This window comes from Janthinobacterium sp. CG3 (assembly GCF_000344615.1).
Classification (GTDB): domain Bacteria; phylum Pseudomonadota; class Gammaproteobacteria; order Burkholderiales; family Burkholderiaceae_D; genus Janthinobacterium.
This window is the reverse complement of sequence record NZ_KB467824.1, coordinates 4,837,470-4,852,814: the sequence shown is the minus strand read 5'-3', so window position 1 is coordinate 4,852,814 and position 15,345 is coordinate 4,837,470. Positions and strand designations below refer to the sequence as shown.

Genomic DNA, 15,345 nt, shown 5'->3' with positions numbered 1-15,345 from the left:
GGAGAACGACGACAATGGCATTCACATTCATCGGCAACGGGCCGATTCCATGGGGCACCGCGCTGGCGGTGCTGGCCGGCAGCGCCGGCGCCATCTACCTGTTAAAAATCGTCCTCGTCAAGCGCCTGGGCATGATGGCCGGCCGCGGCACCAGCTATGTCGACAAGATCGCCGTGGCGGTGCTGTCGTCGACCAGGCCGCTGTTCATCCTGGCCACGGCGCTGTACCTGGCGACGCTGTCGCTGGAACTGCCGGCGAAAAGCGAGCGCATCATCAACCAGGCGGTGGTCGTCACCGTGCTGCTGCAACTGGCGCTGTGGGGCGACACCGGCGTGCGCGAATGGCTGACGCGCTACCGCCAGCAACGCAGCGTGGACGACGTCGGCAGCACCACCTCGACGGCCGCGCTGGGCTTTTTGGCGCGCACCGGGCTGTGGCTGCTCGCCACGCTGATGATCCTCGACAATCTCGGCGTCAACGTCACGACGCTCGTCGCCAGCCTGGGCATCGGCGGCATCGCGGTCGCGCTGGCGCTGCAAAACATCCTCGGCGACCTGTTTTCCTCGCTCTCGATCGTACTCGACAAACCGTTCGTCATCGGCGACTTCATCATCGTCGGCGACACGCCTGGCACGGTCGAATACGTCGGCCTGAAAACCACGCGCCTGCGCAGCCTGGGCGGCGAACAAGTGGTGTTCTCGAATTCGGACCTGTTGAAAAGCCGCATCCACAACTACAAGTGCATGCAAACGCGGCGCATCGCCTTCCGCATCGGCGTCACCTACCAGAGCAGCGCCCGGCAACTGCGGGCGATCCCGGAGATCGTCCGCGCCATCGTGGCCGAGCAGGCCCACGCGCACTTCGACCGCGCCCACTTCAAGGAATTCGCGGCGGCCTCGCTCGACTTCGAAGTGGTCTACTTCATCGACAGCCCCGACTACCAGATCTACATGGACATCCAGCAGGAGATCAACCTGGGGCTGTTCGAACGATTCGCGCGCGAAGGCATCGAATTCGCCTACCTGACCCAGACGCTGCAACTGGCGAACCAGACGGCGGCCGCCGCCGAGCCGCCGGCGCCGGGCATGCGCATGGCCGCGGCGCGGGCCGTGCCGCGCTGACGGCGAAGCCGGCGCGCATCGGAGAGGGATAAGCAGGTAGTTGTGCCCGTGCGGGGCGCAGGAGGCGCCCCGCAGCACCACAAGCAAAACAGCACCTCATCGTGCCGGCCCGCGGTACGGAGCCAGCCGCGCGGGCTCGACAGCGTGCTGACGCTACAGGGGAAACAATCCAGCCGTTGCCCATGGCAACACCTCCCTGCACAGTCATTTCGCGCCGAATATATACACCGGCACGGCGACCGCCTCCCGCAAGGTGGAATATACGTCGCGCCACTCGACATAGCGCGGGTGGGCCGAGTACACCGTCGCCACGCCGTTGTCGCGCAGCGCCATCTTGCTGCGGGTGACGTGGAAATACTGGGTCACTACGAGCGCGCTCGTCATACCCCGCTGGCGCATCAGCGCGGCGCTGTTTCTCGCCGTCGCCTCGGTGTTGACGCCAGCGGCGTCGACGATGACCGCCGCCGCCGGCACGCCGCGCGCCACCAGATAATCGCGCATGGTCGCGGCTTCGTCGTAGCCTTCCTTGCCCAGCCCGCCGCTAACGATCACGCTGGGAAACAGGCCGGCGCGGTACAGCTCGACGGCCTTGTCCAGCCGCGCCGCCAGGCGCGCCGATGGCCGGCCGTCCAGCTCCACCTTCGAGCCGAGCACAATGCCAACGTCGCTGCGCCGGGCGTCGTCGCTCAGGCCGTCGGCGACGATGGCGCAGCCGCCGCCGGCCAGCAGCATGCCCGCCATGATGGCGATCCTGGCAACGGTCGTCACCGGGCGCCTCACTTCAGCAGGCGCCGCGGTATGGTGGCCATATTGGCCTCCCGGCCCTGGCCGCCGCCGACGCCAAACACCTCCTCGTCGGCCAGCGCCTCGGCGATGCGGGGCTGGGGCTGGGGCTGGCGGTGCCACTTGAAGCCGTCTTTTGTCATCGTGTAATACTCGACTTTTTTCAGCGGCTTGGTCGCATCCTCGTCCGTGGTGCCGCTATACGTGGCGCGGATCGTGAAATACTCGCCCGGCCCGTTTTTCAGAAAAGCCAGCTTGGCCTCGAAGCCCCAGCACGGGTGCAAGGTGGTGCCGGGCTCTGCCAACTCCTTGGGATCGTCCGAGCAGGTGCCGCTGTTGGAGCGCCCGGTTTCGAACTCGAACGTCTGCCGCACGGTGGCGGCGCTGAGGTCGACGAGAATGGCGTAGTCGTTGCTCACGCCCTGGTGCACGTCGCCGCCCTCGAACAGCAGCCCGAACTTGCCGTCGCCGATGCGCAGCAGCCGGCCGTTGGGCGCGTTGCCGTGGGCCCCGGCCGTCGCCGCCACCTGTTTGCCCTTTTCAAACACCCACTGCCCGCCCTTGTGGATGAAGACATACACCGACATATCGGCCGCCGTGGCGTGCGAGTCGACCACCTCGCCGTCCGTCGTCACCGTTTGCCGCTGGATCGCCAGCACGCCCTTTTCCACCCCGCCGTCGTCGTAGGTCACCGCCAGCATCGGCGTGGCCAGCACCTCGGCGCCCTTGAGGCTCCACGCGGCCGTGTTCGCCACCGGGATCAAGGTGCCCTTTTGCGCGCTGTTGTAGGCGCCGAAAATGGCGCGCATCGCCGTGCCTTCGTTAAACACGGCAGGCCGCGCGCCGTCGCCGCCCACCGGCGCGGCGTGCTGCGCCTCGGCGCCGTGCGAGACCCACAGCACGGCCGCCGCGCCGATCGCGCAGGCGGCCAGCAGCGCACCGACGACGGAGAATTTTTTCATGTGAATACGGGGCGGAAGAAGCTTCTTTCGTAGCTGACGATGCACTGCGTTTCGTCGGCGTAGTGGAAGGCGGCGACGCAGTCGGCGTCGTCCAGCATCTTGATGCGGTATTGCTCGTATTCGGCCAGGCTGGGAAAGCTGAACAGCGCCAGCGCGACGTTGCTGGCGCCTTCCGACGGCAGGAAGTAGCCGTGGTGCTGGCCGCCGAATTTTTCCACCAGCGGTATCCACATTTGCCCGTAGCGCTCGAATTGCTTGAGCTTGGACGGATCGATGATGTAGCGCAAATAACAAGTGACCATGCCGTTTCCTCTGTCGGTGGACCCGCCGGTCCGTTGTTCAACAGGCATGATACTGCAATTTATCGCGGGTTCAGCGCGGCCGGAGCGCTCAACGGTGCGCCCGGCACCACGTTGTTACGCCGCGTTGCAGCCGCCGCCGTCTTTCGGGAAGCTGCGGATGCTGTTGGCGATCTGCTGCGACACCTGGCCCAGCGCGCGCCGGTGGCCCGCCACCAGCGCCTCGTAGCCGGCGCCGACTTTTTCGTTGACCACGCTGCGGCAGGTCAGCACCTTGCCGCTGGCCAGCTGGCGCACGCTCCACACCGCGTCCACCAGCGCGTACTGGCCCAGCGCCGATTCGAAGCGCTGCACGTTGGTGCTGACGCGGTACACCGGCAGCGTGTCCGGATACGGCGTGCGGTACACGTCGATCGCGCCCAGCTCGCCGGTGATGCCGATCGACAACGCCTGGCCGATCTCGGCCGCCAGCGGCCCGGCCCAACGCTCCTGCTCCAACAGTTCGACGCGCCCGCCGGCGCCGGTCAGCACCAGCTGGTTGCGGCTGACCTGCTGCGGCACGCTGACGGCCAGCACCTCGACGTAATAATTCACCGCGGTCTTGGCCGGCGCCGCCTCGGCGCCGCCGTTGAGGGTGTAGAAGCGCTCGACCTGCGGCGCGGCGCAGGCCGCCAGCAGGCCCAGCGCGGCAAACAGGGCCAGCGCGGGCGCGCGGCGCAACATGGCATGGCGGGTCATTTTTGGTCTCCTTTTTTACCGCGGAGCAGCGCTTCCGGGTGGCGTTCCAGATAGTCGGACAGGCCGTTGAGCGACTGCAGCGTCTGCGTCAGTTGTTGCAGCGCCTGGCGCACGTCCGATTGCAGCGGCGAGTCCTTCTGCAGCACCTGTTCGGCGGTGCTGAAGGTTTGCTTGGCCGCGTCCAGGGTTTTCTGCATCTCCGGCACGAGCTGGCCGTCGAGCCGCTTGATCATCGCGTCGGCGCTTTTCACGGTGGCGTTCAGGTTCGCGGCGATCTCGGCGTACGGCACCTGGTCGAGCTTTTTGACGATGCTGGCGATCTGCGTCTGCAACTCGTCCAGGCTGTTCGGCACCGTCGGCACCTCCATCGGATACTGGTTGAAGTCGAGTTTGACCGGCGGCGCCTTCGGGAAGAAGTCGAGCGCGATGTACAACTGGCTGGTCAGCAGGTTGCCGGTGCGCAGCTGGGCGCGCATGCCGCGGCTGACCATCCGTCCCAGCACGTCGTGGCCTTCCTTGCGGTACTCGTTCTCCAGCGTCTGCTGGAAGCGTTTGCCCAGGCGGCCCGGGTACAGGTCGACCGTCACCGGCATGCGGAAACTCTTCTTGAGGTTGTCGTACTCGACGCCGACCGAGCGCACCTCGCCCAGCACGATGCCGCGGAAGTCGACCGTGGCGCCGGCCGACAGGCCGCGCAGCGACTGGTCGAAATAAAACACCGTGGTGATCGGCGCGCCGTCCGGCTCGCGCATCGCGCTGGCCTGGTCGGCCGCCAGCGGGAAGGTGGTGCCGGCGGCGGCCACCGCGTCGGGCCGCTGGCCGTTCTGCGATTCGAAGGCGATGCCGCCGACGACCATCGCCGCCAGCGACTGGGTGTTGAGCTTGAAACCGTTCGAGTCGAGCCGCACGTCGACGCCGCTGGCGTGCCACCAGCGCGAATTCTGGCCGACGAACTGCTCGTACGGCGATTGCACGAACACCTCCATGCTGACGCCGTTGCCGGCCTTGTCGAGCGCGAAGCTGACCACCTGGCCGACCTGCACGCGGCGGTAGAACAGCGGCGAGCCGATGTCGACCGAGCCGAGGCTGTCGCCGTGCAGCTTGAACAGCTTGCCCTTCTGGTCGCCGGCCACCGGCGGCGCGTTCTCCAGCCCGGTGAAGGCGTCGTCGCGCTCGGCCGACTTGCCGGCGTCGACGCCGATGTAGGCGCCCGACAGCAAGGTGCCCAGGCCGGACACGCCGCTGGCGCCGACGCGCGGACGCACCACCCAGAAGCGCGTGTCCTGCGCCGTGAAGCGCTTGGCCTCCTTGCTCATGTCGATCGTCACCAGCACCTTCGACAGGTCCTCGCCGAGCTTGATGGCGCGCACTAGGCCGATCTCGACGTCCTTGTACTTGACCTTGGTCTTGCCCGGCTCCAGCCCCTCGGCGCTGCGGAAGCTGACCGTCACCGTCGGCCCCTGGTCGAGCACCGAACGGGCCACCAGCGCGGCGCCGATCAGCGCCGCCAGCAACGGGATCAGCCAGACCAGCGACGGCAGCCAGCGGCTGGCCGGCTCGACTTCGGGTTCCGGCGGCAGCGGCGGCGCGGGTGGGCGGACGACGGCGCCCGCGATGCTCGGCTCGTGCTCAGACATGTTTTTCTCCAGGGGGGGCAAGCGGGCCACGGTCGACGTGGTCCCAGATAAGGCGCGGGTCGAACTGCATCGACGCCAGCATGGTCAACACCACCACCGCGCCGAAGGCCAGCGCGCCCGGGCCGGCCGTAATCACGGCCAAGGCCTGGAAGCGCACCAGCGCGACGGTCAGGGTGACGACGAAAATATCCAGCATCGACCAGCGGCCGATGAATTCCACCATCCGGTACAGCAGCGTACGTTGCAGCGGGCGCCAGCGCGAGCGCCGCTGCGCGCTCCAGGCCAGCAGCGTCAGTACCGCCAGCTTGAGCATCGGCACCACCACGCTGGCGACGAAAATGATCGCCGCCATGCCCTGCGAACCGCTGTTCCAGAAAAACACCACGCCGCTCATGATGGTGTCGTCCTCGGTGCCGAACAGCGAATGGGTGGTCATCACCGGCAGGATGTTGGCGGGGATATACAGGATCGCCGCGGCGATCAGCAGCGCCCAGGTGCGCGCCACGCTGTCCGGACGGCGCCGGTGCAGCGCGCCGGCGCAGCGCGCGCAGCGCTGGCGGGCGCGCGCCGGCGCCGCCGGCGTGACCAGGCCGCAGGCGTGGCAGGGCAGCAGCTCGGCGCCCGAGGCGCGCAGCGCCGCGTAGTCGAGTCGCGGCGGCGGCCGCGGCGCCAGGTCGTCGGCCAGGTTCCACAGCGTCTTCGGGTCGAACGCCACCACCAGCGCCAGCATCAGGGTCAGCGCGCCGAAGGCGTACAGGCCCGGCTGCGGCAGCACCCGCGCCAGGCTGGTCATCTTGATGACGGTGATCAGGATGCCGATCATCAGCACCTCCGTCATGCCCCAGCGGCGCGCCGCCTGCACCGCGCGCAGCACCCGGTTCAAGCCGGGCGGCGGCGCGCCGGCGCGCAGGCCCAGCGCGACGTACAGCAGCGCGCCCAGTTCGACCGCCGGGAACAGTATCGTGAAGAGGAACACCATCGCCGCCACCAGCTGCATCTGTTCCGACCACAGCACGACGATGGCGCCGAGCAGCGTGGCGCTGGACGTGTAGCCGTTGACCTCCAGCTCGACGATGGGGAAGAACTGGGCGATCAGGAACACCAGCGCGGTGGCCAGCGTCAGCGCGACCACCCGGTCCAGGTCGGCGGTGCCGCCGCGGTAGAGCACCGAACGGCAGCGCGTGCAGCGCGCCTTCTCCCTCGGACGCAGCGGCCGCTTGCGGTGCAAGGTGCCACAGTCATGACAGCTGATCAGGTCGTATCGATGCACGGGTTCGCGGAGGCTGGATAATGTTGCATATCATACGGTATCGGCGCGCGTGCAAGCGCGAATGCCGTTCAGTGGGCGGGCCGGCGGCGCCAAAAACCCGCGCCGGCAACGAGCCGCGGTCACACCGCGATGGTCTGACCCCGGGGTTGCGGGCTTGCCGTGAAGTGTTGCCCGGCCTGCCCCTCGAACAGGCGCACGATCTCCTCGGCCGGCACCGGCCGGCTGAACAGGTAACCCTGCATTTCGTCGCAGCCGTTGGCGTGCAGGAAGTCGCGCTGCGCCTGCGTCTCGACGCCCTCGGCCACCACTTTCAGCTGCAGCTTGTGCCCCAGCGAGATCACCGCCGTGGCGATGGCGCGGTCGTCGTCGTCGTCGGGCAGGTCGCGCACGAACGACTTGTCGATCTTCAGGCGGCCGATGGGGAAGCTTTTCAAGGCCGACAGGCTGGAATAGCCGGTGCCGAAATCGTCGATCGACAGTTGCACGCCCATCGCCTGCAACTCGCGCATCGTCTGCAGCGCCTGCTGCAAGTCTTGCATGATCAGGCTTTCGGTCAGCTCCATGCCCAGGTAGCGCGGCGCCAGGCCGCTGTCGCGCAACGCCTCGGCGATGCGGGCGACCAGGTTGGCCTCCTTGAACTGGCGCGCCGACAGGTTCACCGACATGGTGATCGGCGGCAGGCCGGCGTCCTGCCAGGCGCGGTTTTGCCGGCACGCGGTCTGGATGACCCAGTCGCCGATCGGCACGATCAGGCCGTTTTCCTCGGCCAGCGGAATGAAGGCGTCCGGCGCCACCATGCCCAGCTGCGGGTGGCGCCAGCGGATCAGCGCCTCGACGCCGATCATGCGCCCGCTGTCCAGGTCCACCTGCGGCTGGTACAGCAGGATGAACTCGGCGCGCTCGACGGCGTTGCGCAAGCCCTCCTGCAGCGCCAGCTTTTGCTGGATCTTCAGATTCATCTCGCTGGTGTAGAACTGGTAGTTGTTACGCCCCAGCTCCTTGGCGCGGTACATCGCCGCGTCCGCGTGCATCAGCAGCGTGGTGGTGTCGGCGCCGTCGGCCGGATAGCTCGCCAGGCCCATGCTGCAGGTGATCTGCAGACGCTGCCCGGCGACGTGCACCGGCTGGCCGATGGCGTCGCGGATGTCGCCGAGCACCCGCGCCACGCCGCCGGCCGCCTCGGCCTGGTCGCACAGCACGATGACGAATTCGTCGCCGCCCAGGCGCACCACCGTGTCGGTCGCGCGCACGCACAGCAACATGCGGTCGGCCACCGCCTTGAGCAGCTCGTCGCCGGCGTTGTGGCCCAGGCTGTCGTTGATCAGCTTGAAATGGTCGAGGTCGAGGAAGGCCACCGTCACCTCGCGCTCGTAGCGCTGGGCGTAGAACATCGCCTGCTTCAAGCGGTCCTCCAACAGCGTGCGGTTGGGCAGGCCGGTCAACGCGTCGTGCTGGCCCATGTAGCGGATCTGCTCCTCGGTGTTCCTGCGCTCAATGGCGATGCCGGCGATGCGCGTGGCCATCTCCATCAGGCGCGTCTCGGCCGCGCTGGGCACCCGCACCTGGTAGGCGTACAGCGCGAAGGTGCCGAGGATTTTCCCGTCGTTGAGCATCACCGGGGTCGACCAGCAGGCGCGCAAGCCATACGGCGCCACCAGCGCGCGGTAGTCGTCCCACAGCGGATCGACCAGGATGTCGCTGACGATCACGGTTTCGCCGCGGTGCGCGGCGGTGCCGCAGGAGCCCGCCTTGGGTCCGGCGGCGAGGCCGTCGATCAGCGCCGTGTAGTGCGCCGGCAGGTTGGGCGCGGCGCCGTGGCGCAGATGGCGGCCGTCCTCCTCCAGCAACAGCACCGACGCCATCATGCCCTCCATCTGCGACTCGATCAACAGCACCAGGCTCTCCAACACCTCGGCCAGCGGCGTGCTGCTGGCAATCATCTCCAGCACCCTGCCCTGCTTGACCCACAGCGTTTCGGCGCGCAGGCGCACCACCGCCTCCTCCTGCAACTGCTGGTTCTGCTCGGCCAAGCGCTCCTTGGCGTCGCCCAGCTCCAGCGTGCGCTTTTCCAGCTGCAGCCGGTCGTGCAGGAAGCGCTGCACCGCGCGCGCCATCTCGCCGATCTCGTCGGCGGCGTCGACCGCCAGCGCGGCCGCGCCGGCGTCGGCGCCGGCATGGCCGCGCCGCAGCGCGCGGCTGATGTCGCTCAGGCGCGCCAGCACATGGCGGCCCAGGAACACCCGCCCGACCAGCCAGGCCAGCAACACGCTACCGGCCAGCATCGCCAACACCCACTGCTGGCGGCGGTTGGACGCTTGCACCAGCTCGCGCACGGCGCCGCGGTAGTCGCGCGTCAGCTGGGACGACTGCTGGCGCGCGGCGCCGGCCAGCGCGGCGCCCTGGCGGCGCAGTTCGCCATGGAAGCGCTGCAGTACCCGCCGCCGCTCCAGCATGTCGGCGCGCAGCGCGAACAGGTCCGCCGCCCCGGCAGCCGCGGCGGCGCCGCCGCGGCGCTCGAACGCCAGCGCCAACTGGCGCACGCGCCCGGCGTCGGCGGCGTCGCGCAACTGCTGCAACAGCAGCGCCCGCTCCAGGTCCGGCCGGGTGGCGCCGGCCTGCAACTGGGCGCCGCGCTCGCGCACGCCGCGCGCGAACGCGGTTTCCACCTCGAAGACGCCCTCGTGCAAGCTGGCGACGATGTTCGCGGTGTTGCGAAACGCCTGGCTGGCCTGCTGCAAATCGAGCACCGCGACGTCGTCGCTGGCCTGCGCCAGGGCGGCCACCTGCGCGTCGAGCGCGGCCAGTTGGCGCACCATGTCGTCGTAACTGGCGCGCAGCGCCTCCGGCGAGGCGGCCACCAGCAGGCGGTCGCTGTCGCGGTCGATCAGCATGCTCTGTTGCAGCACATCCTGGGCGCCCTGCATGCGCACCAGACGCTGGTCGGCCAGCTCACGGGTGGCGTCGCTTGAACTGCGCAGCGCGTAGACGGCGATGGCGCCGCCGCCGACGACCAGCATGGCCAGCGCCGACAGCGCCAGCGTGAACTGCACGCGCAGCGAGCGCGGCAACAGTGTGCGGGGAAAGGAAATGCGCATGTGGCCGCTCCGCTAGCGTTTCCAGATGCGCCGGTAGACGTCGCGGTAGCCGTTGTCGGGATCGTACTGGAAGCGCGCGCCGCCGTCGAAGCCGACGTTCTCGGCCGTGACCAGGTGCGCCGGCGCGACGAAGGCGCTGACGGGCTTGCCGGCGAACAGGCGATTGAGTTCGTCGACCACCTGCCAGCCCTGCGCGTTGAGCGGTTCGGCCACGGTACCGGTCTGGAAAATATGCGCCTGGATGCGCATGAAGGCGGCGGCGCTGCCGTCGCCGGCCGACAACAGGCTGAGCGACTTGGCGGCCGCGCCGGCCCTGGTCAGCGCCGGCAGCGCGTAGTCGAAATACAGGTCGTTGATGGCCAGCGCGTGGGTCCAGCGCTTGCCGTATTGCGCCAGCCATTGCTCGGTCAGCGGCGCCATCTTTTCGGCGCTGTCGGAAATGGCCACGTCGCGCACCTCCAGCAGTGTGCAGCCGGGGCAGGCGCGGATGACGTCGGCCATCGCGTTGGCCTTGGCCATGGCGATGCCGAAGCGCGAGTCGGTCAGGATCACCACGCCGGCGCGCCCGTCCGACTGCGCCACCGCCGCCAGCGCCGTCACGCGCGCCACCTGCAGCGGGTCGGTGCTGACGTTCATCGCCACCGGCGTGCCGTCGATCGGGCCGGGTTTCGGGCCGGCGTGCCAGCCCACCACCGCCAGCTTGCGCTGGGCGAACGGCGCCAGCGCGGCGCGGCTTTCCAGCGCGTCCGAGCCGCACAGCACCAAGCCGTCCGGCCGCGAGGCCAGCGCCAGCGCCAGCGCCTTGGCGCGGCCGGCGGGCGAGCCGCCGCCGTCGAAAATCTTCAGGGTCCAGCCCATCACGGCGGCGGCCTCGCGCACGCCCTGGGCGACGCCGACCACGCCGCCGTTGCGCAAATCCTCGGCCATCAGGGCGATGTACTTGCCGGGCACGGCGGCCGGCCCGGTGGTCGGGCCGCTCCAACTGCCGCCCGGCAGCGTGGCCGTGGCGACGCGCGCGCGGGCCTGCTGCAAGCCGGCCGCGGCGCTCGCCGGCCCCTGGCAGACAGCGCTGGATGTGGCGAAGACACCACAGACGACGATCAAGGCGCGGGCGACCCGATGCCAAGTTTTCATAGCATGTCCTAGGGTGCTGGCCGGACCGTGGCAAACCGGGAATAGCTTGCCGAGAATCAACAATTATGGCCAACCCCATACTACCCGAAAAGCGCCGGCAAGTATGTAATTACGCGGACATGCGCGATTTTCCTTTCTCGGGTTAGCCCATCGCCGTTACACGAGGCGGATAACCCGGCTGGCGTCGGAGGGCGCGTGCCGCCGATCCGACCGAGGTATTGCAACCATGTTGCGCCGCATCGCGCCGGAGCGCAGCCCGACGCTCAGGCGGCGAAGAAGTCGAGCAGTGTCAGCGCGACCACCTTAGTGGCCTTGCGCAAATCTTCCAGCTCCAGCCGCTCGTCGGCTTTTTTCGCGTTCGACTCCGGCACCGTGCGCGGACCGGCGCCGTACAGCACCGCCGGAATGCCGTGCTCGCCGTACAGGCGGGCGTCGGCGTACAGCGGCGTGCCCTGCGCCGGAATGGTTTCGCCGATGACCTCGAGCGCGTTCTTTTGCAGCTTGGCCACCAGTTGCTCGGAGCCGGGCAGCGGACGCAGCGCGTGCGACAGCAGCAGCCGCTTGATCTCGATGCGGATGCCCGGCTCGCCCTGCACCGCCGCCTCGATCATCGCGCGCACCTGCGCCTCGACCTCGACCGGATTTTCTTCCGGGATCATGCGCCGGTCCATCTTCATCACCACCTTGCCCGGCACCACGTTGGTATTGGTGCCGCCGTCAATGCGACCCACCAGCATGGTCGGCGAATCGATGCCGGGAACCGCCGACTTGATCTTTTTCAACCCCGGCAACTGGGCGTAGATGGCGCTCAAAATCTTGTTGGCGGCCTGCAAGGCGTCATGCCCGGTTTCCGGCATCGAACCGTGGCCGGCCTTGCCGTGCACGGTGATTTCCAGTTGCAGGCAGGCGTTGTGCGCGGTGATGATGTTGTAGCTGAAGCCGGCGGCGATGACGAAGTCCGGCTTGGTCAGCTTTTGTTCCAGCAGCCAGCCCGGCCCCAGCAGGCCGCCGAATTCCTCGTCGTAGGTGAAGTGCAATTCCAGATTGCCCCTCAGCGGCACGCCCAGCGCCTCCAGCGCCCGGGCGGCGAAGATATAGGTGGCGAAATCGCATTTCGAGACGGCGGCGGCGCGGCCGTAGATGTGGCCGTTGTCGATCACCCCGCCGTATGGCGGAAAGGTCCAGCCGTCGCCCGGCGGCACCACGTCGCCGTGGGCGTTCAGCGCGACCGTCGGGCCGCCGGCCAGGTAGGGGCGGCGCACGATCAGATTGGTGATGCTTTCCATGCCGTAGTCGGTGACGGTTTGCTGCGGCACCACATGCTTTTCGGCGTGCCAGCCGAATCCCTGCAGCAAGTCGGCGACGGCGTCGGCGTGCGGCGCGTTGTTGCCCGGCGGCGTGTCGGTCGGCACCTGGATGACCTGTTGCAGGAAGGCGATTTGCGCGTCGAAATGGGCGTCGATCCAGTCAGTCAGTTGCGCGCGTGCGTTGCTCATTCTGTTTCCTTGGCGGTGATAGGTGAATACCGCGTTAAAGTTGATTTTGATATGTTGTCGACGTCGGCTTACTTGGCGCCGGACTCGAACCAGGCGCCCAGCAACGCGCGCTCCGCGTCGGTCATCTGCGTCAGGTTGCCAATCGGCATGGCCTTCAACTGCACGGCCTGCTTGTAGATTTGCTCCGAATGCTGGCGGATCTGCGCCGCCGAGTCGAGCATGACGCCGGCCGGCGCCGTCGCGAAGCCCGGCTGGGTCGGCGCGGCCGCGTGGCAGGTGGCGCAGCGCTGGGTGACCACCGCCTGCACCTTGGCGAACTGCGCCGCCGGGTCGTTGGCGGCGCGCGCCACCGGCGCCGGCGGCGCGATCGCCACCGCCACGCCGACCAGCAGCGCCACGCCCAACAGCGGATAGCCCCACACCACGCGGCCCTTGTGGCGCAAATTGAAAAAGTGGCGGATGAACACGCCCGCCGCCATGATACAGGCCAGCACCAGCCAGCCGCGCTCGTTGCGGTAGGTCATCGCGTAGTGGTTGCTGATCATGATGAACAGCACCGGCAGCGTGAAGTAGTTGTTGTGCACGCTGCGCTGCTTGGCGCGCTGGCCGTGCACCGGGTCCGGCAACTTGCCGGCCGCCATCGCCTCGACCATCTTGCGCTGGCCCGGGATGATCAGCATCAGCACGTTGCCCACCATGATGGTGCCGATCATCGCGCCGACGTGGATGTAGGCGGCGCGCCCGCTCAGCAGATGCGTCAGCGCGTAGGCCGCCGCCACCACCAGCGCGAACACCACCACGCCGAACCACAGCTCGTGCCTGGCCAGCGGCGAACGGCACAGCAGGTCGTAGACGGTCCAGCCGAGCGCCAGCATGCCGACGCCGACGCCGATCGCCTGCCAGCTGCTGAGGTCGGCCACCGACTTGTCGATCATCATCGCCTGGGCGTTGAAGTAATACGCGATCGTCAGCAGCGCGATGCCCGACAGCCAGGTCGAGTAGGCCTCCCACTTGAACCAGTGCAAATCCTTCGGCAACTCGGCCGGCGCGACCAGGTATTTTTGCGGATTGTAGAAGCCGCCGCCGTGCACCGCCCACAACTCGCCCGAGACGCCCTTCAGCGCCAGCGGCGAGCCGGGGGCCGGCGCACGGATCGAATTGTCCAGCCAGACGAAGTAAAACGAGGCGCCGATCCAGGCGATGCCGGTAATCATGTGCAACCAGCGCACGATCAGGTTGAGCCACTCGAGGCCATAGGGGATCAGGTAGGCAAACACATCCATAAAATTCCTTCAGTCGACGCTGGGCTTGATTGGGGGTAACTTACACAAGATAAACCGAATTGGCGCACGAAATAGGAAATCTATCGTATATTTAACATATTCGAAATAATATAGCCGAGGGTGCCCTACACGATGTCCAGCCTGCCGCAACACCTCGACCTGCACCTGATCCGCATCCTCTACCTGCTGCTGGTGGAAAAAAACGTCTCGCGGGTGGCGCTCAAGCTGAACCAGCCGCAGCCGTCGATTTCGGCCTCGCTGCGCAAGCTGCGCGAACTCACCGGCGACCCGCTGCTGGTGCGCGGCGCGCGCGGCATGGTGCCGACCCAGCACGGCGAGAGCCTGCTCAGCCCGGCCAAGAAAATCCTCGACCAGACCGAAAGCCTGTTCGTCAAAAAGACCCCCTTCGTCGCGCAGGAAGAGGCGCGCACCTTCCACATCGCCGCGCCGGACTACCTCGACAGCCAGTTCCTGCCGAACGTCGTCGCCGTGCTGCGGCGCGGCTCGCCGAAGAGCCGCGTGGTGCTTCACAACCTGGGGCCGGGCATCGACCACGTGCGACTGTTGTCGGACGGCGACATGGACCTGGTCATCGCCAACTGGGACGAGCCGCCGGCGCACCTGCACATCTCGAAGCTGTTCGAAGACCCGATCATCTGCACCATGCGCGCCGAGAGCGCCTACGCCAAGCGCACCGCCAGCGACGCCATGACGCTCGAGGACTACCTGAGCCTGCCGCACGTGGCGCCGTCGCAAATGATGCCCGGCTACCACGGCGTGATCGACGCCTTCCTTGAAAAGCAAAACTTGCAGCGCAACGTCGTCGTCGAATCGGCCTACTTCGGCCTGATCCCCTACATGCTGACGCAAACCGACCTGGTGCTCACCACCGGGCGCCAGTTCATGCGCTTCTACGAAAAAACGCTGCCGCTGAAAAGCTTCACGGTGCCGCTGAAATTCCCGCCGATGCGCTTCTACCAGTTGTGGCACCAGCGCGTGCACCAGGCGCCCGAGCACAAATGGCTGCGCGACCAGATCAGCGCGGCGGCCAAGGCGCTGGTCATCAAGTAGGCATCAAGTAAGCGCGCGGCGCGCCCCACCGGGCCGCGCGGGTCACGCCGCCAGCGTCTCGCCCCAGGCGTACAAATCGCGCAGCACCGGCTGCAGCGCGCAGCCGCGCGGCGTGAGCGAATACTCGACCCGCGGCGGCACCTCGGCGTAGACCTTGCGCAGCACCACGCCGTCGGCCTCGAGCTCGCGCAACTGCTGCGTCAGCATCTTCTGGCTCACCGGCGGGATATTCTTCTTCATCTCGCCAAAGCGCAGCGTGCCCTCGCTCAGCATATGCAAAATGATCGGCTTCCACTTCCCGCCGATCACATCGAGCGCCGCCACCATCGGGCAGGCGAGCGGATTGTCCGTGTGCCAGTCCTGTTCCATGACTCTCCTTTTTAGTGACTACGTTACTAAATTGTGCCTACTTGTTTAAATATCGCCCGCATTCCAGAATACGCGCTCCGCTGCCGC

At 67.6% G+C, this 15,345-nt stretch carries 13 protein-coding genes; 2 read left to right on the top strand and 11 right to left on the bottom strand.

Going from position 1 to position 15,345, the window contains the following annotated elements:
* Positions 1 to 14 precede the first annotated feature (14 nt).
* The gene (locus JANGC3_RS0121560) at positions 15 to 1,121 is read left to right on the top strand and encodes a mechanosensitive ion channel family protein (protein ID WP_017878566.1); all 1,107 of its coding nucleotides are present in this window, start codon (positions 15 to 17) and stop codon (positions 1,119 to 1,121) included.
* A gap of 204 nt (positions 1,122 to 1,325) precedes the next feature.
* On the opposite strand, the gene JANGC3_RS0121555 is transcribed toward JANGC3_RS0121560, so the two are convergent.
* From JANGC3_RS0121555 to JANGC3_RS0121510, 10 genes are all read right to left on the bottom strand, one after another.
* Positions 1,326 to 1,889 carry a YdcF family protein gene (locus tag JANGC3_RS0121555; RefSeq protein ID WP_232429748.1) on the bottom strand — a complete coding sequence of 188 codons (564 nt, stop codon included), beginning with the start codon at positions 1,887 to 1,889 and terminating at the stop codon, positions 1,326 to 1,328.
* A gap of 8 nt (positions 1,890 to 1,897) precedes the next feature.
* The gene (locus JANGC3_RS0121550; RefSeq protein WP_017878564.1) at positions 1,898 to 2,866 is read right to left on the bottom strand and encodes a hypothetical protein; all 969 of its coding nucleotides are present in this window, start codon (positions 2,864 to 2,866) and stop codon (positions 1,898 to 1,900) included.
* Positions 2,863 to 3,168, bottom strand: a complete 306-nt coding sequence (locus JANGC3_RS0121545) for an NIPSNAP family protein (RefSeq protein ID WP_026133310.1) — start codon at positions 3,166 to 3,168, stop codon at positions 2,863 to 2,865. Before JANGC3_RS0121545 ends, JANGC3_RS0121550 begins: the two co-directional genes overlap by 4 nt.
* Before the next feature lie 114 nt (positions 3,169 to 3,282).
* Positions 3,283 to 3,903 carry a PqiC family protein gene (locus tag JANGC3_RS29820; protein ID WP_232429747.1) on the bottom strand — a complete coding sequence of 207 codons (621 nt, stop codon included), beginning with the start codon at positions 3,901 to 3,903 and terminating at the stop codon, positions 3,283 to 3,285.
* Complete coding sequence (locus tag JANGC3_RS0121535; RefSeq protein WP_017878561.1) at positions 3,900 to 5,540, bottom strand: PqiB family protein; 1,641 nt, start codon at positions 5,538 to 5,540, stop codon at positions 3,900 to 3,902. Before JANGC3_RS0121535 ends, JANGC3_RS29820 begins: the two co-directional genes overlap by 4 nt.
* Complete coding sequence (locus tag JANGC3_RS29815) at positions 5,533 to 6,810, bottom strand: paraquat-inducible protein A (protein WP_035787879.1); 1,278 nt, start codon at positions 6,808 to 6,810, stop codon at positions 5,533 to 5,535. Before JANGC3_RS29815 ends, JANGC3_RS0121535 begins: the two co-directional genes overlap by 8 nt.
* A gap of 119 nt (positions 6,811 to 6,929) precedes the next feature.
* Positions 6,930 to 9,905, bottom strand: coding sequence for an EAL domain-containing protein (locus JANGC3_RS34230; protein WP_157406807.1), 2,976 nt, complete (start codon positions 9,903 to 9,905; stop codon positions 6,930 to 6,932).
* A gap of 12 nt (positions 9,906 to 9,917) precedes the next feature.
* Positions 9,918 to 11,039: a substrate-binding domain-containing protein gene (locus JANGC3_RS0121520; protein ID WP_081611934.1), complete on the bottom strand. Its 1,122-nt coding sequence runs from the start codon at positions 11,037 to 11,039 to the stop codon at positions 9,918 to 9,920.
* Positions 11,040 to 11,302: 263 nt separating this feature from the next.
* Positions 11,303 to 12,535, bottom strand: a complete 1,233-nt coding sequence (locus JANGC3_RS0121515) for a M20/M25/M40 family metallo-hydrolase (RefSeq protein WP_017878557.1) — start codon at positions 12,533 to 12,535, stop codon at positions 11,303 to 11,305.
* Between the two features lie 68 nt (positions 12,536 to 12,603).
* Positions 12,604 to 13,818, bottom strand: coding sequence for a urate hydroxylase PuuD (locus JANGC3_RS0121510; protein ID WP_017878556.1), 1,215 nt, complete (start codon positions 13,816 to 13,818; stop codon positions 12,604 to 12,606).
* Positions 13,819 to 13,950: 132 nt separating this feature from the next.
* Here JANGC3_RS0121510 and JANGC3_RS0121505 point away from each other — a divergent pair, with 132 nt between their 5' ends.
* Positions 13,951 to 14,889 carry a LysR family transcriptional regulator gene (locus JANGC3_RS0121505; RefSeq protein ID WP_026133308.1) on the top strand — a complete coding sequence of 313 codons (939 nt, stop codon included), beginning with the start codon at positions 13,951 to 13,953 and terminating at the stop codon, positions 14,887 to 14,889.
* A gap of 42 nt (positions 14,890 to 14,931) precedes the next feature.
* On the opposite strand, the gene JANGC3_RS0121500 is transcribed toward JANGC3_RS0121505, so the two are convergent.
* Positions 14,932 to 15,258: a winged helix-turn-helix transcriptional regulator gene (locus JANGC3_RS0121500; protein ID WP_017878554.1), complete on the bottom strand. Its 327-nt coding sequence runs from the start codon at positions 15,256 to 15,258 to the stop codon at positions 14,932 to 14,934.
* Positions 15,259 to 15,345 lie beyond the last annotated feature (87 nt).